Source organism: Erwinia psychrophila, from assembly GCF_039023475.1.
In the GTDB taxonomy this organism is placed as follows: domain Bacteria; phylum Pseudomonadota; class Gammaproteobacteria; order Enterobacterales; family Enterobacteriaceae; genus Erwinia.
In genome coordinates this window covers 340002-360819 of sequence record NZ_JBCHVB010000003.1, presented here as the reverse complement: position 1 = coordinate 360819, position 20818 = coordinate 340002, and the positions used below count along the sequence as shown (strand labels likewise).

Below are 20818 nucleotides of genomic sequence, written 5' to 3'. Positions count from 1 at the left end.
TTTTAACAGGAATAATTATGTTAGGAACTGCTCAAATCATCTCTTACATTACTGCTCTCGGTTTAGCTGCCGCAATTCCAGGCCCAGGAATGACTGCATTAGTCGCTCGTAGCGTAAATGGTGGTGCGGTAACCGGCTTTACTATGCTGGCCGGCCTTATTCTCGGAGATTTGATTTACCTCTCTATTGCCGTATTTGGCCTGGCAGTAATCGCTCATACTTACACATCTGTTTTCACGCTGATTAACTGGGCTGCTTCATTCTATTTATGCATGCTGGCAAGGCAGTTTTGGTGCCACCAGCCTCAGGCAATAAACATTGACCAAAAATCGACGAAACGAGAATTGGCATCAGCCTGGTTTTCAGGGCTGACCATAACTCTTGGAAACCCTAAAACCATCGCCTTCTACCTGGCGATACTGCCCCTTGTTATCTCGCTGGATAATGTATCATTACAGATATGGGGAGGAATGCTGGTGCCGCTTACCGTATTCGTCCTTCTAAGTGTTGGAGCGGTCTTTATTCTGGCAGCGCTCAGAATACGCCACCTTCTCACCAGTGCAAAAGCACAACGACTCCTTTTCCGAACAGCCGGTTTAATTATGATACTGGCTGCGCTTGGAATGGTGATAAAGACACTTTAGGGTTTTATACTTCAGCTTATACAAGCAGTTTCGAGACCCCATAAAAATGAGATCAAACTGGAAATCCTGGCAGCAAGAATAATTCTGACGATGAAATTGTGGATTCAGAGGTGAGGCAGGATTTGCTGGCAAAAGCAGCATGCCCCGCCTGGAGGCATGCTGTTATTCCCATCAGAAGCGATAGTTCGCCGAGATGGAGAAGTTACGTGGCGCGCCGTACACCAGGCTTTTGCCCGCGTCGACATTGTAAGACTTGTCGAACAGGTTATTTACGTTTGCCTGTAGCGACAGCTGTTTGGTGACGTGATAACGACCAAAGAGATCGACCAGCGCATAGCTGCCCTGCTCAGCGTACAGGCTGCCGCTGCCGTTCGGACCGGCAACATGATCCCAGGTATGGGTCTGCCAGTTCACGCCGCCGCCAAGGGTAAGTTCCTGAAGCATCGGCAGCCGGTAGCTGGTAAACAGTTTGACGGTGGTGCGCGGCAGGTTCGGGTTAAACGCTTCCCCCTCGCCATCCTGCGCAACGTAGCGCGTCGCACCAAAGGTCATCTGCAGGTTATCCGTGACGGCGCCGTTAATCTCAAACTCAATGCCCTTCGAGACGGTGCCGTTGGTTTCCGTGTAGGCGTATTCATTAGTGCCCGGGATAATAGTGTAATCGGTCTGACCAACGTGATCCTGTTCAATCCTGAATACTGCTACCGAGGCGGTAAGGCGGCTGTTCATCCAGTCGCCTTTTAAGCCGGTCTCGTAGTTTTTGCCGGTAATCGGTGTCAGATAGGCGCCGCTCGCGTCACGGTAAGCCTGAGGTTTAAAGATCGTGGTGTAGCTGGCGTAGGCTGAGTAGGTGTCATTGATGTCATAAATCAGCCCGGCATAAGGAGAGGTATTATTTTTCTCCATATTCTGGGTCAGGGTACTGGTGCTCCAGTTAGTGTAGCGGGCACCGATAATCAGGTGCAGCGGGTCGGCGAGCGAAATGCGGGTAGCGGCGTAGACCGATTTCTGATGTACGGTATCATTTTGCGCTTCGCTGAAGGCATCCCAGTTACTCTCCGGGAAGCTGCCGTCCCACTCATTGAAATTGCCCACTTCCTGCGAGGAGATGTTTTTCCAGGTGCTGAAGTACTGGTTATGCTGGCGGCTATAGCTGACGCCCGCCATCAGCTCATGCTGACGACCCAGTAGCTCAAAAGGACCGCTGGCAAAGGCATCGACGGAATCCAGCTTGCGGGTGCCGCGGTTCCAGCCGGTTCCACCTACGTTCGGCGAGCCCGCATAAGGACTGACGCCAATGCCGGTATTCTTATCGAAGAAACCGTCGATATAGAGCATCTTGCCATCGAAATCTTGCTCGGTGTGCGTGCCGTTAGCGGTAAAATTCCAGCCGCTGTCGAAGTTGTGCTGGATGCTGGCAAAGACCTGTTTTGAGGTTTTGTCATTATACGCCCAGTCCGGCGCGGTGCTGGTGCTGCGGTCATAGTTGGTTTTGCTGCCGTCACTATAGAAAACCGGCAGGCCGCTCCAGGTCGCGCCATCCGTATTCGTTTCCTGATAGTTATAGCCGACCGAGACCGTAGTGGCATCGGTCAGATCCGCGTCCAGCACGCCGTAAAGGAACTTTTTGGTGGTGCTGTTGCGATCCAGCCAGCTATCCTGATCCTGATAGCCCGCAATAATCCGCCCACGCACATCACCAGATTCGCTCAGCGGCGCGGAGAGATCGGCGACATAGCGCTGTTTATCCCAGCTGCCATAGGTGGCGGTGACATCACCAACAAACTCCCGACTGTCCGCATGTTTGCGCACCATATTGATCGAGGCTGCCGGGCTACCGGCGCCGGTCATTAGCCCCGTAGCGCCGCGCACCACTTCAATACGCTCGTAAACCGCGGTATCGGCAAGGGAATCGCCCATGTTCCACTGCGGTTCAAAAGAGGTGGAAATGCCGTCCACCATATAGTTGTCAATCATAAACCCGCGCGAGTAATAGTTACTTCGGCTGGTTCCGGAGTTAGATTCTGAAACGCCGGTGGTATTTTTCAGTACTTCATCCAGGGACTGCAGCTGCTGATCTTCCATTCGCTGCTTGCTAATCACGCTCACTGACTGTGGCGTATCCCGTGCGGTCAGCGCCATTTTGGTCCCGGCGCGGGTCACCGGCACGTTGTAGTCGGTATTCTGCGTATCGGCGGGGCTGTCAGGCGTGGCGCTAACGACCAGCGTGGATTCAGCGGCAGTGGTATAAGGTACCTGTAAAGCAGCAGCAATCACCACGGCGAGCAGAGAAACCGAGGGTACCTGACGGTAAAGCGACGCACCCTGGGCCGTACGGGTTTCCCTGAGATGAGGCAAAGAAAAAGGCATTATTAACCCTCAAAAATTTATAATTTTCACAAGTCCGGACGATCGGATTCGCATCATTCAGGGGCTTTCATACAAAAAAGCTCACCTGAGTTTTCGTCTTAAACTGATTGATTTACAGGCTTTTTGTGAAGAAATCAGTAAAGCGAATGAGAAGTATAATCATTTTAGTTATTGATGTAAAAGGATGTTGCTGCCGGGACTGCCCTGCCGGGGTTAAATCTGTCGGAAACGAAAAATTATGCCTTTGTTCAGCAAGGGGATCGCTTCCGCAGGCGCATTCTTTTTACGGGTAACGCCTAGCCTGAGGGATTATCACTATGATTAGCATCGAAAAGAGCAATCCACTGCTGCCAGAATCTCAAGCACTGATAGAACAACTTTCCGCTGAGCTGGCCGGCATTACCGGGGATAACGGAAAGCGCCATTTTGATAGCGCTGAGATGAGGTCTGGCAGAGCGCTGTGGGTAGTGGCCCGGGATAAAAACGGCGCAGCCATTGGGTGTGGCGGTCTCAGACCGCTCTCGCAGGAGATAGCCGAACTTAAAAGAATGTTTTCAGTACGTTCCTTACCGGGTATCGGTACGGCTTTAGTCAATTTTCTTGAAAACTCGGCCAGGGCTTTGGGCTATTCAGAAATCTGGCTGGAAACCCGTCGGATCAATATTGGCGCAGTGGCTTTCTATCAGAAACAGGGTTACAGAGAAATAGCGAACTATGGCCCCTACGTAGGGTGGGAGGAAGCGATCTGTTTTTGCAAAAAGTTAGATCGGGACGCATAACGTGATTCAGACTGACAGCCGGACTAAATTCCACCACCTGCACCGCTAAGTCTCTTTTAAACAGGCTCGTAGTTACAGATGTACAGAATGAAATCCGATCGTATATGTTAATGCATGACTGTTAATGTCATTAAGGCGCCGCTGATGCCAGATTACTGTTTTTTTAAAAAGGGTAAGCATATGGCCATACTGGAAAGATCGGACGCAGAGGGTGCCTCCCGGCTGGCTGGACAGGGCTTTAAAAAACAATTTGAAGAGATAAGCGCACCGGATACACAGCGCGCGCTTGCCCGCTTTGCGGATATTCGTAAAGAAGAAAAGACAACAGTACATGCTTTCGCAACGGGAGCTGCATTTATAGCGCTGACTACGGGATTGCTTATAGTGGCGGTTTTTATTCTGCAATAGCCCGTCACTGCCGGTGAAATCTTACTGGTCATCCAGTTGCGGAGATAAAAGCATTTTAATTATTCTCCGCTCTCTACAAGGAGTATCAATGACACCTGCCCTTGAAACCGCCCGCCTTTATCTGAAACCGCTTTGTACTGAAGATGCCGTACAGATCCAGCAGGTATATCCACGCTGGGAAATTGTCCGTTATCTTGCCGCCAGAGTTCCCTGGCCCTTTCCGGACGATGGCGCTTTCCATTTCGTTAACAAGGTTGCCCTGCCCGCCTCAGAAAACGGCACGGCCTGGTACTGGACCTTAAGAAGGAAAGAAGCGCCTGACGTCCTGACGGGACTGATTTGCTTATCTGATGAACCTGACAATAACAGGGGATTCTGGCTGGTCCCTGAATGGCAGCGAAAGGGCTATATGACCGAGGCTACCAGAGTCGTCACTGACTTCTGGTTTAACACGCTTGGCCGGGAAGTATTACGCGCTCCTAAAGCAAACGTAAATTATGCTTCGAAGAAAATATCGGCCAGTGCGGGGATGCGTCTCGTCCATACCAGCAAAGCGCACTATATCGCCGGTGAGCTGGATTCAGAGCTGTGGGAGATCACCCGGGATGAATGGAACCGCCTTTGTTAAATTCTGAACAAGGCTACTTCAGCAGCGGCATCAGCGCATCAATAAGCGGTGCGGGGGAAACCGGCGCGCCGTCCGGCGTCCAGGCGTTCTGAAACTCCGCTATCTCAATCCCCACAAACCTATGCGCCGCAATGACTTCACAACACAGGGTCAACTCGGCCAGGGTGAGGCCGCCTTCATGGGCATAATCCGTAGGCACAATGCCCGGCTCAAGCACGTCACAGTCCAGATGAACGTAAACCGCACGACCCGCAATAGCCTCACGTAACCGTTCTGTAAGGTTGTGTCCGGGAGGAATACAAGGGATACTGTACTGTTCGATCAGCGCAGATTCAAAAGGGTCGAGGTCGCGCTGGCCCACCAGCACCAGCTGATCGAGGCTGAGGCCGCTGCCAAGGCCGGAGTTCCATAAGCCTGCCGGCGCAGTAAGCGCAAGCCCGCCCAGAAAACCCGACGTGGAACTCTCCGGCGTATTGAGATCGGCGTGCGCATCAAACCACACCACACATACGTCCGGATGATGTTTTGCCATTACCGGCAGCGTGGCCAGCGACACAGCGCAGCGGCTGATGGCGGAGACGGAAACCGCGCCGGTGCTGAACACCTCTTCAAAACGGGCCTGTACCGCCTTCAGATCGGGCAAGGCTGCATCCAGCTCTTCCCGCCAGCCGAGGTTAAGTGCGGGTTCAGGCGTGCCAATGCTGACCGGGATTTCACCGCCACGCAGCGTAAAGGCCTCACCGAGGGATTTTGCACCCGGCATAGCAAGATTATTATGATCGCCCGCCCGGCCCTGATACACGGTATAAGCGACTTTTTTCCTGCGCATTATCATGCTCCTGTTCAAATCACTGATTTTGAAGCTGGCGTCTTTTGCCGCTATCGGTTTCCAGCTTATACCAGTACTGAAATGGATGTATATGCCGCAGCGATTGAATGTTCAGAAGGAGGATATGCAGGCGATTTAGCTGACAGGCTATTTTAGAAAGCAGCGTGGGATACCCGGTAAGCGGTACGTAAACGACAGCGGTTACCCTTCAGCGTAGCGTCACGCCAGTAACACGGGCCTTGTCGCAGAACGCTTTCTGCATAACTGCGCCTTACATTGACGCAATATGTTACCGGTACCAGACGGTAAAATGCATGCAGGAAGAGCTGAAAAGGCGCAACGGCGGCCATTTAGCCGGCGCGTAAAGCCTGCGCCGTCATTATCCGTAATGCACGCGGTTTCGCCCGCTGCGCTTCGCTTCAAACAGCGCCCCATCCGCCCGCGCCCTGAGACGTTCCGCTTCACCCGGCTGTCCGCTGGCAATTATCGTGCAGCATCCGGCGCTGATGGTCATTATCCCCGCCGACAGCTCCGTGGCTTTATGAGCAATCCCGGCATCCATGACGGCCAACACCGCCCGCTCAGCGAGCTTTTTGGCATCAGGTGCGCTGGTAAAGGGCAGGATTATTGCAAACTCCCCGCCACCGTAGCGTGCCACCACATCGGGGCTACGTTGCATAAGCCCTTTAAGCATTGCGGCGATCTTTTTCAGGCAATGATCTCCGGCGATGTGACCGTAGGCGTCGTTATAGCGCTTGAAAAAATCAATATCGATCATAATCAACGACAGCGGCTCACCGGACTTCAGGGATCGCTCCATGCCCTGATCCAGCAGGACATCGAACTGCCTGCGGTTAGCAAGCCCCGTCAGACCATCCAGCAGGGCCATCGTCTGCAACATCTGATTCATGGTGGTCAGTTCGTCCCGGGCCTGGGTCAACTGCAGCTGGTTTTTCAGATTGAACCTGACCTGACGCAGCACAAATATCCCCATGCCGGTAATTACGGCCAGCAAAATCAGGTTCAGTACGACGTAAATCATATTGTCGGCGAACCAGTCCTCACGGATTTTCTCACGATCGTAGCCAGCCGCCACAATCAACGGATACTGTTCAAGCCGGGCGTAGCCGTAGATGCGCTCAATGCCGTCAAGCGCCGAACGCCACGTTGCGCTGCCGCTGGGTGAGGATTTAAGCGCGGTTTTAAACAGCGGGCTGGCGGAAAGGCTGCGGTTAATGGCGTTCTCGGGCAGAGGCCGGATATAGAGTACGGTGCTGTCAGCGAGGATCAACCCCAGTACATCCCGCTCTCCCAGCGTATAGTAACTGTAAAAATGCCTGAAATAGTCAACCTTGACCGTGGCCAGAGCGACGCCAGCGAAGTTACCGGCCCTGTCGTTCAGGCGCATCGATACAGGAATGATCAGATCGCCGGTTGAACGGCTACGGATAACGTGGCTGACAACTATTCCCGTATCGGTATGGGTTCTGTGCCAGGTGAAATACTGCCGGTCCGCATTGCTGGCCTTCGCCGGCATATAATTGCCCGATGTGGCAACCCAGTTGCCCTGCGCGTCGTAAATAAATAACCCATGCAGCTGAGGAAGCCTGGCGTGTTGCTCCTTCAGCTGGCGCGTAAAGGCGGACGTTACGGCGTAATTGAATCCGTTCTGTGCGATCTGCCTGACCGCATCAGCCAGGGTGATATCCACCTGCAGGAAGGCATCCTCTGCCTGTTTCGCCAGCGAAACGGAAAGATTGCGGGCGTCATCCTCCCGCTCACCCAGCCTCTGCTGCCAGGAGTTCCAGAGGGACCAGACGTTAATACCCACCACGGTCAGCGTCGTCAGCAGCAGGAAAGCCGCCATGCTTCTGCCAAGGGTCGTGCGCATCAGCGAAGCGGGAGTCTTATCAGAATGTCTGTTCAAATGCCGCCTGCCCTGCTGACTTCAATACTGAAGCATAATTTATGAATAGTGGTGCCGCAAGGCAGACCTTCACGCCACAGGGATCAGAGAGCCGATGCTCTAGCAGACATGGCTTCAACAATGAGCGTAACCCTCTGTCCTTGTCTTTTTCCTGGCCTGACGGGATTATGCAGGCCGGAGCGAAAAGCTGCCGTGGGCGCGCATCAGACCCGGAAGGTATCCACCATACCACGCAGACCATGAACCTGCTCCGCCAGGGACTGGGAAGCGGAGGATGACTCCTCAACAAGCGCGGCGTTGCTCTGCGTCACGCCATCCATCTGGCTAACGGCGATGGTGATTTGCGAAATGCCCTGCATCTGTTCACCGGACGCCAGCGCGATTTCATCCATCGCATCGGCCAGCCCGCTGACCTGTCCGACCACGCTCATGATATTTGAGGCAGTACTGTCGGCCACTGTCACACCTTCCTGTACCAGCGCAGCCGCACTTTCAATCAGTCCTTTGATATCTCTGGCCGCCGTGGCGCTGCGCTGCGCCAGAGTACGCACCTCACTGGCGACTACGGCGAAACCGCGACCCTGTTCGCCCGCCCGCGCAGCCTCAACGGCGGCGTTCAGCGCAAGAATGTTAGTCTGAAACGCGATGCTCTCAATGGTCCCGGTTATATCCCCAACTTTTGCCGCACTGAGCGAGATATCCGCCATGGTTTTTGTCATTTTACGGACATTTTCTTCCCCGTCGCGCACCAGAATAGCGGTTTCACGGGCCGATCCCGCCGTATGGCTGGCGCTTGCGGTGTTGCTTTTCACCGTCGCGGTCAGCTGCTCCATGCTTGCCGCAGTTTCCTGCAGCGCAGCGGCCTGCTGCTCCGTGCGGGCCGAAAGCTCGGTGTTGCCCCGCGCTATTTCATCAGAGGCGAGCGCGACGGAGGTTGAAGCATCCTTAATCTGCGTCACCATCTCACCCAGCCCTGTCTGCATGCGGGTCAGCGACGCCAGCAGGCTCGTGCTGTCCCCCTCGCGCAGCGTCATCCGCAATGTCAGATTACCTTCCGCAATCGCCGCGGCGAGTGCCTGTGCCTGCGCCGGTTCACCGCCCAGCTGGCGCATCAGCACCCGCACGGTGATAAAGCCGATAGCGGCAGCCAGCAGGGCCGAAACGGCCACCAGCAGCCCCAGGAACACCCCTGCCTGGCGGCTTTCATCGCTGGTATTTGCCATGGCGCCCTGCGCATTCTGCATCTGTATGTGCGTCATATTATTCAGCGCATCCTGCAATGCACGCTGCGTCGGACGTGAAACGTTCAGCAAATAGGTGAGGGTTTCCTGCTGAAGATTCTGCAGCCCAAGCTGCCCCGCCTTTTCAAAATCGCTCAACGCAGGCCCTTCTTTCGCCAGAATTTGCTGGAAGGCTTCCCGGTCAGTTGGGTCCGACTCGATACTGATTAATCTGGCCAGCTCTTCCCGGTTTTTGATAAAAAGCTGCTTCTGGGTCTGCACTCGTTCCCATTCAGGCTGCATTTCAGTGGCCAGGGTGAGCAGCGCCAGGTTTCGCACCGCAATGGTCATGCTGCTCACGCTGGAGCGCATATCAAGCGCCACCTGGTACTTTTTCATCTTAAGATTGACCACATCGTCCATACCGTCACGGGCATGATTCAGCGCGTTAATGGCCACGCCGGCGCAGAGTGCCAGCAACAGCACCATAAGGCCAAAGCCTCCGGCAAGGCGGGTTGAGATTTTCATCGGGTTTACCAAAGTAGCGAACGATTAGGATTACGATCACTATCGGCATACTGAAAGAATATTTGAGGATGGACGGCGGATTTTTCTTCCTGACGGAAAGGAATAGCGCTTCTCTGAGGTCTGATGATAAGCATCACGCACCAGTCGGTACGGCTTGCGGATAACGCTTTTCCTGACTGGCGTTATAACCTGCATAGCTGAACAAGACGGGAAAAGGCCGTCCGCAAGGCGGCCTTTTCCCTGTCCAGAAGCATTAGTATGTTGTAATTACTTTGCCATCAGTAACCTGATCTGCGCAGGGCTCTCTCGATGCCCGGACAACATCCAGGCCGGGCACCCTGGCGTTAACGGAGATCGCTGCCGTTGCTGGCAATGACTTTCTGATACCAGGAGAAGGATTTCTTCTTATAGCGGTTGCCGGTGCCGGAAATCGTGTCATCCAGATCGACATAGATAAAGCCGTAGCGTTTGCTCATTTCACCGGTGGACATACTCACCAGATCGATGCAGCCCCATGGCGTGTATCCCATCAGCACTACGCCATCCTCCAGCGCATCGGCCATGGCTTCAATATGCTGGCGCAGATAGTTGATGCGGTAATCATCATTGATGGTGAAATTCTCGTCCGGTTTGTCGACCGCGCCAAGTCCGTTCTCCACAATGAATAACGGTTTCTGATAGCGGTCATAGAGCTGGTTAAGCGCAATGCGCAGTCCTGTCGGATCGATTTCCCAGCCCCAGTCGCTCGCCGCTAAAAAGGGGTTGCGTGCGCCACCCAACAGGTTGCCCTGCGCGCAGGCCGCTTCCGGATTGGTTTTGTTCAGCGTGGAGGACATGTAATAGCTGAAACCGATGTAATCAACCGTATGCTGCGCAATCAGTTCCATATCGCCAGGCTGGATATCGAGCGTCACGCCAAGCGACTGCCATAACCGCCGGGCATAGTAGGGATACTTGCCGCCCACCTGCACATCGGCGCAGTAGAAGTTGAACGCCTGCGTCTCTTTCAGCGTAGCCAGCTGATTCACCGGATGGCAGTCATAGGCGTAAGCGGTGGCGAAGAGGATCATGCAGCCCATCTGGATTTGCGGATCGGTTTCATGCGCAATCTTTACCGCCAGGCTGCTGGCGACAAACTGATTATGCCACGCCTGATATTTTGCCTGAGGATCCAGCGCGCCTGTTTTTACCGTCAGGCTCTGGCTCATGATCGGGAAGTGAGCCGCGCTGTTAATCTCGTTAAAGGTCATCCAGTATTTCACTTTATGACCATAACGCGTCAGAACTGTGCGGGCATAGCGTTCAAAGTGACCGATAATTTCCCGGTTTTTCCACCCGCCAAACGTCGTGGCCAGGTGAAGCGGCATTTCGTAGTGGGAAAGCGTAATGACCGGCGCTATGCCGTGCGCAATACAGGTATCAATCACCTCATCGTAATGCTTCAGTCCCGCTTCGTTGGGCTCTGACTCCACGCCATTGGGGTAGATACGCGCCCAGGCGATGGAAAAGCGATAGCATTTGAAGCCCATTTCGGCAAACAGCGCAATATCTTCGCGGAAACGGTGATAGTGGTCGATGCCTTTATGATTGGGATAGGTATAGCGGTCAGTATCAATCGAGAAATCAAACCCGGGTGAGGCAACAATGCTTAAGCGCGCTTTACCGCCGGGAATAGCGTCAACGATCGAGGGGCCTTTGCCCTCTTCGTCCCATGCGCCTTCAACCTGATTGGCGGCCGTCGCGCCGCCCCACATAAAGCCCTGAGGAAACCGTTCTTTCATGCTATTCATCCTGATTATTTCAGCTGCCCTGAGTGCCGGAAGCTTAAAACAAATCGGCAGGCGCAGCCAGCGAACGCGCGCGCTGGCCTCTCAGCTACTGGCCTGCTGGCAATATATTTACTGAGGCAGGATTACTCACCGTGATGGAGCCGCTGGCGTCGTCGCAGACCGGGGAACCATGCCATCCATAATCCCACCACGATCAGCGTGCCAATCCCGCCTACCGCCGCCGCCGGTACGGCACCCAGCCAGGCCGCCAGCAGGCCGGATTCAAACTCGCCGAGCTGGTTGGAAGTATTGATAAAGATGGAGTTCACCGCGCTGACGCGCCCACGCATCTCGTCCGGGGTATCAAGCTGCACCAGCGATCCGCGAATCACCATGCTGACCATATCGAAGCCGCCCAGCATAAACAGCGCGAGCAGCGACAGCCAGAGTTCACGGGAGAGCGCAAAAACCAGCGTAGCCACGCCGAACCCCGCCACCGACGCGAACATGATCATCCCCACGTTACGATCTAAACTGCGGCGGCTCAGCCAGAAACCGACCAGCAGACCGCCGACCGCCGGTGCGCTGCGCAGCAGGCCCAGACCCCAGGGACCGGTATGCAGAATATCTTTGGCGAAAATCGGCAGCAGCGCCGTTGCCCCACCCAGTAATACCGCGAAGAGATCCAGAGAGATAACGCCCAGTACGTCTGGCCGGTTACGGATAAATTTGACGCCAGCAAATACGCTGGCAAAGGTGGCTGGTGTACGCGGTGGCGGCGCATGTTCGTAACGCAGGCGGCTGACCATCAGAATGGAGATCAGATAGAGTACGCCGGTAGTGGCATAGACCACGCCCGGTCCCGCGACGTACAAAAAGCCGCCAATTGCCGGGCCGAGCATCGCGGCAGTTTGCATCGATGCCGCATTAGCGGCTGTGGCGCGAGCCAGTATCGCGGGCGGCACCAGCGCAGGCAGCATGGATTGCAGCGAAGGCGCCTCAATGGTTTTCGCGATGGAGATCACGAAGATCAGCCCGAGGATAGTGAGCTCATCCGTTTTATGCATCAGCGTTAAGGTTGCCAGAACGATGATAGCGGCCCATTCCGTAATCTGCCCCAGCAGCACCACGCGGCGGCGATCGAACTGGTCGGCAATATGTCCGGCCGGCAGCGCCAGCACGACGGCAGGCAGAAATTGCGCCAGCCCGATCAGCCCCAGATCAAGCGCCCTGCCGGTCACGGCATAAATCTGCCAGCCCACCGCAATGGATAACATCTGGAAGCCAAAGCTGGAGCAGGTGCGCGCCAGCCAGAAGGCGACGAAGGCGCGATGCTGAAACAGCGAATCGGTCGCCGCTGAGGAGGAGAAAGGCATGACTGTTCCTGATAAAAGTGAGCAAAGTGGCCGGGCAAGGGCCTGCACGCGTCGCTTTCAGGGCGACTTTGACGGTCTGGCATATTTCCATAACCAGCGGCCAGTGACCAGCCTCCGGTAGAAAAACAGCCCCCGCACAATCCAGTCCAGAAACATACCGAGCCAGATCCCCACCACGCCAAAGCCAAGCAGCACGCCGAGCGTATAGCCCACCACAATGCGGCATCCCCACATGCCGAGCATCGAGACCCACATGGTGAACCTGGCATCCCGCGCGCCCTTCAGTCCGGCGGGCAGCACCCAGGAGGCGGCCCAGAACGGCATAAAGGCGGCGTTCAGCCAGACGAGGATTTTCACCACCTCAATAACGTCGTCTTCGCGGGTATAAAAGGAAGCCAGGATGCCGGCAAAAGGCACCGTCAGCGCCGCCAGCACGCAGAGGCCGAAGGTGGAGAGCCAGAAAATATATTTAAGCTGGCGCTCGGGCTGTCTGAGCTGCCCTTTGCCCAGGCGCGTTCCGACGATAATAGTGGAGGCCGCTCCCAGGGCGTTGCCCGGCAGGTTAATCATCGACACAATCGAGAAGGCGATAAAGTTACCGGCAATAACGTCTGTGCCCATACCGGCCACAAATACCTGCGTCAGCAACTTGCCGCCGTTGAACAGCACGGACTCAATACTCGCAGGCACGCCAATGCCCAGAACCTCTTTCAGGATGCCAGGGTCGAGTCTGGTGAAGTAGCTCTTTAGCGTAATCTTCAGCTGAGGATTAAAGCCCGTCATCAGCACGTAGATGACCGCCGCCGCGCCGACGTAACGCGAAATCGTCAGTCCCAGCCCCGCGCCAATAAAGCCCAGCCCTTCCCATGAGAAGCAGCCATAAATCAGTACCGTACTGAATACAATATTCAGGATGTTCATGCCGCCGTTAATCAGCATGGGAATTTTGGTATTGCCCGCCCCGCGCAGGGCGCCGCAGCCAATCAGGGCGATGGCCGCAGCGGGATAGCTCCAGGCGGTAACGGTGAGGTAGCTTAGCGCCATCGCTTTGACGGCCGGCTCCGCACTGCCGGCGATCAGGTCGATAATCGCCTCGCCAAAAAACTCAATCAGAATCGCCAGCAGCACGGCAAAAATGGTCATCAGCACCAGCGACTGACGCGCCGCCGACTCTGCCCGCTCCCGCTTAAGCCTGCCCAGGCTGAAGGCGACCACCACGGTGGTCCCCAGATCGATGGCGGCAAAAAAGGAGATGACGACCATATTGAAGCTGTCCGCCAGGCCAACGCCCGCCATCGCCTCTTTGCCCAGCCAGCTGACCAGAAAAGTACTCAGCACGCCCATCAGCAGGACACAGAGGTTCTCAAAAAAAATGGGGACCGCCAGCGGCGTGATCTCCCGCCAGAATAAAACGCGGTCAGAACGCCTTTTTTTGTACCACGCCGAACGCGTCATCGCCTCCAGCAGTGAGACTCTGAAGTTTTGCAAGTGAATACCAGCTTAAAAAGAGGAAGAGGGCCTGAGTGATGATGGTAAAAGGCTGACAAATATGCAAAGTTTTTTTGTTGGCAAAACGTGTCATCTTTTTCGTAACAGGCAGGCAAGTTTCCGCGCTGAAGCGGTTGTGGCCCGGTTAAGCAATGAGAAAGGCGAACGGAACGATAACGGGCCGGGAGGCGGAGTGCGGGGAGAAACAAAGGGCGATCGACGATCGCCCTGAGAGGGAATTACTGCGGTTTAGGTTCGCCCATCGCCTTAAGTTGTTTCGACAGGTCGCGACGCTCTTTTGAGAGATCGGCGTTTTTGATGATGTAATCATCCACGCGATCTTCGTAGTCGCTGCGCATGCTGGAGATAATTTCCTGAATCGCCTCCACGCTCATTCCCGGTTTGATGTATTCGCTCAGGTTGTCGAGCAGCAGAACACGCTTCTGGTTATCACGGATTTTCTTTTCATTATCGTGAATTTCGCGCTGCAGTTTGTTTTTGCGGCGGAACATCCGTACGAATTCAAGCACGTTCTGAAATGATTGCTTTGCATTTTCCATGAAGACACCTTTCATTTAGGCCTGCTTAAGCAGGCGTCATTATCGTAGCTTTCAGCTTAGCGGCTCGCCCTGGCCGAAAGCAATTCTCAAATTATCGAATCGGACTGGGCTTATCTTACCGCGAAGCGAGGATGCCCGCAGTAAGTTGTTGCAAATCGCCTATTTACGCAGCACCAGCCGCATCAGATCGGACATCCTTTCCAGCTGGGCGGCCATCTCCAGGCAGAGCCAGACGTAGCCGTGGATCGGCGTCTCCACCCGCTCGGCGCTGTCCGACTCGTTAATTAACTGCCGCAGCTCCCGGGCAATGTCCGCCAGGCCAGCGCTGTTAGCGGCGATCTTTTGCGTATTGCCTTCGACAATCGCCGTCGACAGCGCCCGCAGCGTCTGCTCCGTCATCTGCTGGGTGCGGCGCAGCGCGGGCGCATTAAGCATGATCAGATGACTTTCGCGGGAGGTCCACCAGGCGTTCAGCTGAAGTTCCAGCGTGCAGACCATATTGCGGTTCAGCGTCTGGATCCCTTCAAAAACCGAGCGGGGAATGCGGGTCTCTTTGCTGGCAGGCTCTATCAGTGACCGCATCTTCACCACGCCGGTCAGCAGGCGCTGAAGGGGCCGCGTCAGGCGCGGCTTTTCAACCAGATTCGGTGAGAAGCCGGCATGATAAATTTTTGCGGTTTCCATCAGGGAGTCGGACAGCTGGATGCGCCAGTGAATGTACGCTTTTTGCGGCCAGATGCTGGTAAACAGCAGGGCCAGCAGCGATCCCAGGATAACGTCCCCGCCCCGCCAGAGCGCCATGGTCATATTGCCCGGCGGCGCCCCGCAAATGACGGCGAGCGTAATCCCTATCAGCAGCGCCATATAGGGGTGTTTGCCGAGGGTCAAAAAGCCGCAAATAAACATCACAATCGTGCACCAGACCAGCATCACCGGCAGCGACATCAGCTCCAGCTTCAGCGCAATCAGCCCGGAGACGGAGCCAAAAATGGTGCCGCCGATACGCTGGATCGCACGGGGAAAAACGTTCCCCCATGATGAGACAGGCCCCATCACCACCACCAGCGTGATCAGCGGCCAGCTTCCTTCGGGGATATCCAGCAGCCGCACCAGCAGAAAAGTCAGGACAAAGGCCAGCGCAATTCGGATGCCGTGTACGGTCCGGTAATTCCGGTAAAGGGTGTATTCGATTGCCGCAATGGGCTTATCCGGGCGCACACTGTTCTCCTGACGTCAGATATTCGTCGGGCATCATACCCGATCGATCTGCCAGCGTAAGCGCCTGCGCTGCCATTTTACTTATCAAATACCTTGCGGAAAAAAGGGAATAACACAAATTAACAATACAGAAACAAGTGTTATACATAGTATTGAGCGACCCGTACTGTTTTTACAATTACCGGGTATAACTTTACATTTTCACCCTTAAGGAAGCGCAATGCGTAAACCGTCCCCCACCTCACCCGGTGTCACCCGACGACAGGTTTTGACATGGTCAACAGGCGCGCTTGCGGCGACCGCGTCCGGCGTGGCCAAAGCGGTCACCCTGACCGGTGCGCCCGGCTGGACGCCGTTCTCTGATAATCCCCCTGAAACCTTTTCCAATGCCGGCTGGCTCTTTTTTACCGATGAGGAGGCCACAACGGTAGAAGCCATCGTCGATCGGCTCATTCCGGCGGATGAGCTGAGTATGGGCGGCAAAGAGGCAGGCTGCGCGGTATTTATCGATCGCCAGCTACAGGGTTTTTACGGCACTTTTGAGCGCCTTTATATGGAAGGTCCCTTCACTGAAGGCACCGCTCAACAGGGCGATCAGTCGCCGCTGGTTCCCCGCGAGCGCTACCGTAAAGGTCTTGCGGCACTCAATAAACATACCCAGGCGACGCAGCAAGAAGCGTTCAGGGATCTAACCCCTGAACAGCAGGATGAGATCCTGCATGGCCTGGAAAAAGGCGAAATTAAGCTGGAGGGGTATGACGGCGAGGCCTTTTTTGCGCAGATCCTGATTAATACTATGGAAGGATTTTTTGCCGATCCCATTTACGGCGGGAACAAAGACATGGTCTCCTGGAAAATGATTGGTTTTCCCGGCGCGCGATACGACTATCGCGATTTGATCGAGCGGCATAACGAAGACCTAAACCTGCAACCCGTCAGCATCGCCGACCTGTCAAACACGAAAAAAGGAGCCTGATATGGCAAAGAAACTTCCACGGACTGATGCGGTCGTGATTGGACTGGGCTGGGCCGGATCCATTATCGCCAATGAGCTGGCGGATGAAGGGCTGAGCGTGATGGGGCTTGAGCGCGGCCCGTGGCGGGATACCGCCCGCGATTTTAACGTGGCGACCGTCACCGATGAGCTTCGCTACGTTCAGCGTCAGGAACTGATGCTTCGTACCCGACAGAACACCTGCACCATGCGTAATAATCCCTCACAGACGGCGCTGCCGATGCGCAGCTGGGGCTCGTTTCATCCCGGTAACGGCACGGGCGGCGCGGGTAACCACTGGGCGGGTATTACCTTTCGCTTTCAGCCGGAAGAGTTTCGCCTGCGCAGCCATCTGACGGAACGCTACGGCGCTAACGCCATTTCATCCGATCTGTCGCTTCAGGACTGGGGCATGGAGTGGGGTGAGATCGAAAAGCACTATATGCAGTTTGAGCGCGTCGCCGGCACCTCCGGCAAAGCGGGCGTCCTCAACGGCGTGAAGCAGGAAGGCGGCAATCCGTTTGAAGGCTCCCGCTCCGGTGAGTATCCGACGCCTCCGCTTAAACAGCCCTACGGACCGACCCTGTTTGCCGAGGCGGCACGCAACATGGGCTATAAGCCGTTTGCCGTTCCCTCTTCGCTGGTTTCCGAAGCCTATACCAATCCGCTTGGCGTCACGATGGGCCCCTGCACCTTCTGCGGCTACTGTACCAATTTTGGCTGCGCCAACTATTCCAAAGCCAGCGCCATCACCACTATTTTGCCTGCCCTGATGCGCAAGCCCAACTTCACCGCTCACACCCATTGTGAAGTGTTAGAAGTGTTAACCGACCCGAGCGGCAAAAAAGCCACCGGCGTGATTTTCGTTGACTCCAGCGGCGACGAGTGGGAGCAGCCTGCGGATCTGGTCATCGTCGCGGCTTATACCTTCGAAAATGTCCGGCTGATGCTGCTGTCGAATATCGGCAAGCCTTACGATCCCGTCACCAATAGCGGCACGACCGGGCGTAACTACGCTTATCAGACGGCTAACGGCGTGACGCTCTATTTCGACGACAAAAACTTCAATCCGTTTATCGGTGCCGGTGCGGTCGGCATGGGTATCGATGAGTTCAATAACGATAACTTTGACCACAGCGGGCTGGGCTTTTTTGGCGGCGGCAGCATCCGCGTCACGCCGGTTGGCGCCGCGCCGATCAACAGCCGTCCTGTGCCTCCCGGTACGCCGAAATGGGGAACACAATGGAAGCAGGCGGTGGTCAAAAACTATCTGAGCACCATGAGCATTGGCTGCGAGGCCAGTAGCTACACCACGCCTACTAACTATCTGTCGCTCGATCCTAATTATAAGGATCCGCGTGGCCGTCCGCTGCTGCGCATTACCTTTGATTTTCCGGAGAACGATCTGCGTATGGCGCAGTACTGCACCGGCAAGGTGGCGGAAATTGCCAAATCTATGAATCCACGTGAGCTGGTAGCGAAGCCCACTACCGGCCACTGGGATAGTGTCCCCTACCAGTCTTCCCACGTTTGCGGCGGCTTTGTGATGGGTGCCGATCCCAGCACCAGTTCGGTGAATAAACACCTTCAGGTCTGGGATGTGCCAAACCTGTTTGTGGTCGGCGCCTCCGCCTTCCCGCAGAACCCGGGCTATAACCCCACGGGCACCGTCGGCGCGCTGGCCTTTAAGGCGGCTTATGACATCCGTAACTATTACCTCAAACGTCCCGGGGAGATGATTACCGCATGAAAAAGCGCACATTACTCGCACTTGCTGCGATTTCTCTCTCTGCCGTCACCGTTTCTCAGGCTTTTGCCCAGCCGGAGTACGATCAGGTGGCACGCGGCCGCTACATCGCCACGCTCGGCGACTGCACAGCCTGTCATACCGCCGATCCTGAGAAACCTTTCGCGGGCGGTATTCGCCTGAATACGCCGTTTGGTACGCTGGTTGGGGCGAATATCACGCCGGATCGCGAGACCGGCATCGGCAGCTGGACCTTTGACGATTTCCAGCGCGCCATGTCGGAAGGCGTGGGTCATAACGGCAAGCGGCTTTACGGCGCCATGCCCTTTACCGCCTACACCAAAGTGACCCGTAAAGATAACGAAGATTTATGGGCCTGGCTGCAGACCCTCCAGCCCGTTCATCAGAAAGTCGAAACGAACCAGCTGCCCTTCCCTTTCAATGTCCGCACCAGCCTTATCGTCTGGAACTGGATCAACTTTGACAAGGGCGAGTTTAAGCCGGATATGAGCAAGTCAGCAGAGTGGAACCGGGGGGCTTACCTGGTGGAGGCGCTGGGCCACTGCGGCACCTGCCATACGCCGAAAAACCTGCTGGGCGGCGATAAGAACAGCCAGTTTGTTTCCGGTGCGGTGGTCGAGGGATGGTGGGCGCCCGATCTGACCAGCAACGCGCATACCGGGCTGGGCAAGTGGACGCAGAAGGATATTGTCACCTATCTGCGCACCGGCATGAACCGCTATGACATCGCTTCCGGCCCGATGGCAGACGCGGTGAAACACTCCACGCAGTACTGGCGAGACGAGGATCTCAATGCGGTGGCGACTTATCTCAAAGCAATGCCAGCACGAGAGGACGATAAGCCCGCCCCACTCTCCGCCAGCGATCAACGGATGCAAACCGGCGCGCTTATTTATGAAACCAAATGCTCAGCCTGCCATGCACCACAAGGTCAGGGCGTTGAGCATATCTTCCCGCGCCTGGCGGGCAACCCGCTGGTTAATGCTCCGCAGGCCACCTCGCTAATCCATGTTGTGACCGCTGGCAGCCGCGGCGTGGATACCGATGCCCGCCCGACCGCACCGGCCATGCCCTCTTTCGAGGGGACGCTTAGCGATGAAGAGATGGCAGACGCCATCACTTATATTCGCAACAGCTGGGGGAATGCAGCGTCGCCGGTCAGCGCCAGCGACGTTAAAGATCTGAAAGAGGAACTGCGTAAGTAAGTTTACTGTACGATCTCTCCCTCTCCGCTGGAGGGGGAGAGTGCCCACCTTACTCTGGTTTATTGACCGGTATAAAGAGTTCAATATCCCATTCACCGCTCTCCGTCCCGTCATTCAGATAGTGATCAAAACAGGGCCCTTCTGCCATGACATAGCCACTGGCAGGCAGCCAGTCATCAAAGAACTGATACCAGGGCTTCGTGAAATCGTCATCAGTAACATGGACTCGCACCATGGCGTAGGTCCCGGCCGGCAACTCGGTTATGGACACCCCCTCACTCTCCTCCGGCAGTTCGAAATCTGACGGTACGCCAATCGCCGTATCAATTTCGAGCTGTTCTGCGGGCACCTGACGGGGATTGCCGTGATAAACGCTCATCCATGGCCCGACAAGCTGGTGCTTGTCCGTCCATGCGGCGAGTTTGTCATAACCCTGTGGCGCGGTCTCTTCAAATGGACCAACGAGATGGAAACCGGCGACGTGGCTGGCTTCTCGCTGCACTAATTCGATATTCATCTGCATACTCCTGAATGAGGATAAGGGTGAAAAATAGAGGTACAGGGCGACAGGTTCGAACTTCAAACGGTAATGATTCTATTGCGCGCGACCGCCTGCAAAAGAGGCGTTAACGCTGACTGGGTAAGCCCGGCCTGTAATGAAAGGAGCCTGTTAGTAACCTCTACGCTTGCTGTATAGGTTAGTAGAAAAAACGGGGTGATGGTGGGCAGGGGACTGTTACAGACTGAGAATGTAAGCAGGGGAATCATAGGGTAAGGCTGATGGGTGAAGGATATGATATGGCCGCCTCCATTGGAATGGCGGGCCATCATATTCAATCAGCCTCGACGCGGAAGGGTAATGGACAAAGAATGCTTCAGGCGCAAGAGGGGATCACCGTTAGCTGTTGCAGGTGACGGGGATCCTATATCAGTATCCTTCGTTATTCGGATTAACGAGCTGGTAGCTTCGCTCTCCCCCACCACACCCTATGTATTCCCGTACAGGGGCAGGTTATGCACAAAATCAGCCGGACTAAACTTGTGGCGGCCTCGCTCACTTATCCTGATGCTTGCCCTGAATACTACTGCTATAGCGGATTTTCGTGT

Annotated in this window: 17 protein-coding genes; 7 read left to right on the top strand and 10 right to left on the bottom strand. The window is 55.4% G+C overall.

From position 1 onward, the window contains the following. Positions 1-17 precede the first annotated feature (17 nt). Positions 18-644: a LysE family translocator gene (locus AAH446_RS10465; protein ID WP_342906648.1), complete on the top strand. Its 627-nt coding sequence runs from the start codon at positions 18-20 to the stop codon at positions 642-644. 171 nt (positions 645-815) lie between these two features. Here the strand turns inward: AAH446_RS10465 and fhuE are convergent, their stop codons facing one another. Continuing rightward, positions 816-3014: a ferric-rhodotorulic acid/ferric-coprogen receptor FhuE gene (gene fhuE / locus AAH446_RS10460; protein WP_342906647.1), complete on the bottom strand. Its 2199-nt coding sequence runs from the start codon at positions 3012-3014 to the stop codon at positions 816-818. Between the two features lie 317 nt (positions 3015-3331). Here fhuE and AAH446_RS10455 point away from each other — a divergent pair, with 317 nt between their 5' ends. From AAH446_RS10455 to AAH446_RS10445, 3 genes are all read left to right on the top strand, one after another. Then, positions 3332-3793, top strand: coding sequence for a GNAT family N-acetyltransferase (locus AAH446_RS10455; protein ID WP_342906646.1), 462 nt, complete (start codon positions 3332-3334; stop codon positions 3791-3793). 144 nt (positions 3794-3937) lie between these two features. Next, positions 3938-4201, top strand: a complete 264-nt coding sequence (locus AAH446_RS10450) for a hypothetical protein (protein ID WP_342906645.1) — start codon at positions 3938-3940, stop codon at positions 4199-4201. Between the two features lie 88 nt (positions 4202-4289). Then, a complete protein-coding gene (locus AAH446_RS10445; protein ID WP_342906644.1) occupies positions 4290-4829 on the top strand; it encodes a GNAT family N-acetyltransferase in 540 nt (179 codons plus the stop codon). 13 nt (positions 4830-4842) lie between these two features. Here AAH446_RS10445 and AAH446_RS10440 read toward each other — a convergent pair whose 3' ends face one another. The 8 genes from AAH446_RS10440 to AAH446_RS10405 form a co-directional block, all read right to left on the bottom strand. Further along, a complete protein-coding gene (locus tag AAH446_RS10440; protein ID WP_342906643.1) occupies positions 4843-5658 on the bottom strand; it encodes an arginase family protein in 816 nt (271 codons plus the stop codon). Between the two features lie 379 nt (positions 5659-6037). After that, the gene (locus tag AAH446_RS10435; RefSeq protein WP_463322803.1) at positions 6038-7549 is read right to left on the bottom strand and encodes a sensor domain-containing diguanylate cyclase; all 1512 of its coding nucleotides are present in this window, start codon (positions 7547-7549) and stop codon (positions 6038-6040) included. Positions 7550-7788: 239 nt separating this feature from the next. After that, positions 7789-9333 (bottom strand): methyl-accepting chemotaxis protein, encoded by a 1545-nt coding sequence (locus AAH446_RS10430; RefSeq protein ID WP_342906641.1) that lies wholly within the window; start codon positions 9331-9333, stop codon positions 7789-7791. A 344-nt stretch (positions 9334-9677) separates the two neighbouring features. Beyond that, positions 9678-11114: a glycoside hydrolase family 1 protein gene (locus tag AAH446_RS10425; RefSeq protein WP_342906640.1), complete on the bottom strand. Its 1437-nt coding sequence runs from the start codon at positions 11112-11114 to the stop codon at positions 9678-9680. Between the two features lie 131 nt (positions 11115-11245). Beyond that, entirely contained in the window at positions 11246-12478 is a 1233-nt protein-coding gene (locus AAH446_RS10420; protein ID WP_342906639.1) for an MFS transporter, read from the bottom strand. Between the two features lie 57 nt (positions 12479-12535). Further along, positions 12536-13966 (bottom strand): EmmdR/YeeO family multidrug/toxin efflux MATE transporter, encoded by a 1431-nt coding sequence (locus AAH446_RS10415; RefSeq protein WP_463322800.1) that lies wholly within the window; start codon positions 13964-13966, stop codon positions 12536-12538. A gap of 239 nt (positions 13967-14205) precedes the next feature. Beyond that, positions 14206-14526: a DUF496 family protein gene (locus tag AAH446_RS10410; protein WP_342906638.1), complete on the bottom strand. Its 321-nt coding sequence runs from the start codon at positions 14524-14526 to the stop codon at positions 14206-14208. 159 nt (positions 14527-14685) lie between these two features. Then, positions 14686-15744, bottom strand: a complete 1059-nt coding sequence (locus AAH446_RS10405) for an FUSC family protein (protein ID WP_342906637.1) — start codon at positions 15742-15744, stop codon at positions 14686-14688. Positions 15745-15964: 220 nt separating this feature from the next. Between AAH446_RS10405 and AAH446_RS10400 the strand changes: the two genes are divergently transcribed. Genes AAH446_RS10400 through AAH446_RS10390 form a run of 3 tightly spaced genes read left to right on the top strand, consistent with a single transcriptional unit; the run spans position 15965 to position 19711 of the window. Beyond that, on the top strand, positions 15965-16720 hold the full coding sequence (locus AAH446_RS10400) for a gluconate 2-dehydrogenase subunit 3 family protein (protein ID WP_342906636.1): 756 nt from the start codon (positions 15965-15967) through the stop codon (positions 16718-16720). Between the two features lies 1 nt (position 16721). After that, positions 16722-18488, top strand: coding sequence for a GMC family oxidoreductase (locus tag AAH446_RS10395; protein WP_342906635.1), 1767 nt, complete (start codon positions 16722-16724; stop codon positions 18486-18488). Next, positions 18485-19711, top strand: coding sequence for a c-type cytochrome (locus tag AAH446_RS10390; RefSeq protein ID WP_342906634.1), 1227 nt, complete (start codon positions 18485-18487; stop codon positions 19709-19711). Before AAH446_RS10395 ends, AAH446_RS10390 begins: the two co-directional genes overlap by 4 nt. Positions 19712-19760: 49 nt before the next feature. Here the strand turns inward: AAH446_RS10390 and sbmC are convergent, their stop codons facing one another. Continuing rightward, positions 19761-20228 carry a DNA gyrase inhibitor SbmC gene (gene sbmC / locus AAH446_RS10385; protein WP_342906633.1) on the bottom strand — a complete coding sequence of 156 codons (468 nt, stop codon included), beginning with the start codon at positions 20226-20228 and terminating at the stop codon, positions 19761-19763. Between the last annotated feature and the right edge of the window lie 590 nt (positions 20229-20818).

Excerpts from the sequence above, each read along its gene's own strand:
- fhuE (WP_342906647.1), bottom strand. The coding sequence starts at position 3,014 with ATGCCTTTTTCTTTGCCTCATCTCAGGGAAACCCGTACGGCCCAGGGT.
- AAH446_RS10440 (WP_342906643.1), bottom strand. The coding sequence starts at position 5,658 with ATGCGCAGGAAAAAAGTCGCTTATACCGTGTATCAGGGCCGGGCGGGC.
- AAH446_RS10435 (WP_463322803.1), bottom strand. The coding sequence starts at position 7,549 with ATGCGCACGACCCTTGGCAGAAGCATGGCGGCTTTCCTGCTGCTGACG.
- AAH446_RS10400 (WP_342906636.1), top strand. The coding sequence starts at position 15,965 with ATGCGTAAACCGTCCCCCACCTCACCCGGTGTCACCCGACGACAGGTT.
- AAH446_RS10390 (WP_342906634.1), top strand. The coding sequence starts at position 18,485 with ATGAAAAAGCGCACATTACTCGCACTTGCTGCGATTTCTCTCTCTGCC.
- sbmC (WP_342906633.1), bottom strand. The coding sequence starts at position 20,228 with ATGAATATCGAATTAGTGCAGCGAGAAGCCAGCCACGTCGCCGGTTTC.
- AAH446_RS10455 (WP_342906646.1), top strand. The coding sequence starts at position 3,332 with ATGATTAGCATCGAAAAGAGCAATCCACTGCTGCCAGAATCTCAAGCA.
- AAH446_RS10410 (WP_342906638.1), bottom strand. The coding sequence starts at position 14,526 with ATGGAAAATGCAAAGCAATCATTTCAGAACGTGCTTGAATTCGTACGG.
- AAH446_RS10445 (WP_342906644.1), top strand. The coding sequence starts at position 4,290 with ATGACACCTGCCCTTGAAACCGCCCGCCTTTATCTGAAACCGCTTTGT.
- AAH446_RS10425 (WP_342906640.1), bottom strand. The coding sequence starts at position 11,114 with ATGAAAGAACGGTTTCCTCAGGGCTTTATGTGGGGCGGCGCGACGGCC.
- AAH446_RS10395 (WP_342906635.1), top strand. The coding sequence starts at position 16,722 with ATGGCAAAGAAACTTCCACGGACTGATGCGGTCGTGATTGGACTGGGC.
- AAH446_RS10450 (WP_342906645.1), top strand. The coding sequence starts at position 3,938 with ATGCCAGATTACTGTTTTTTTAAAAAGGGTAAGCATATGGCCATACTG.
- AAH446_RS10465 (WP_342906648.1), top strand. The coding sequence starts at position 18 with ATGTTAGGAACTGCTCAAATCATCTCTTACATTACTGCTCTCGGTTTA.
- AAH446_RS10420 (WP_342906639.1), bottom strand. The coding sequence starts at position 12,478 with ATGCCTTTCTCCTCCTCAGCGGCGACCGATTCGCTGTTTCAGCATCGC.
- AAH446_RS10430 (WP_342906641.1), bottom strand. The coding sequence starts at position 9,333 with ATGAAAATCTCAACCCGCCTTGCCGGAGGCTTTGGCCTTATGGTGCTG.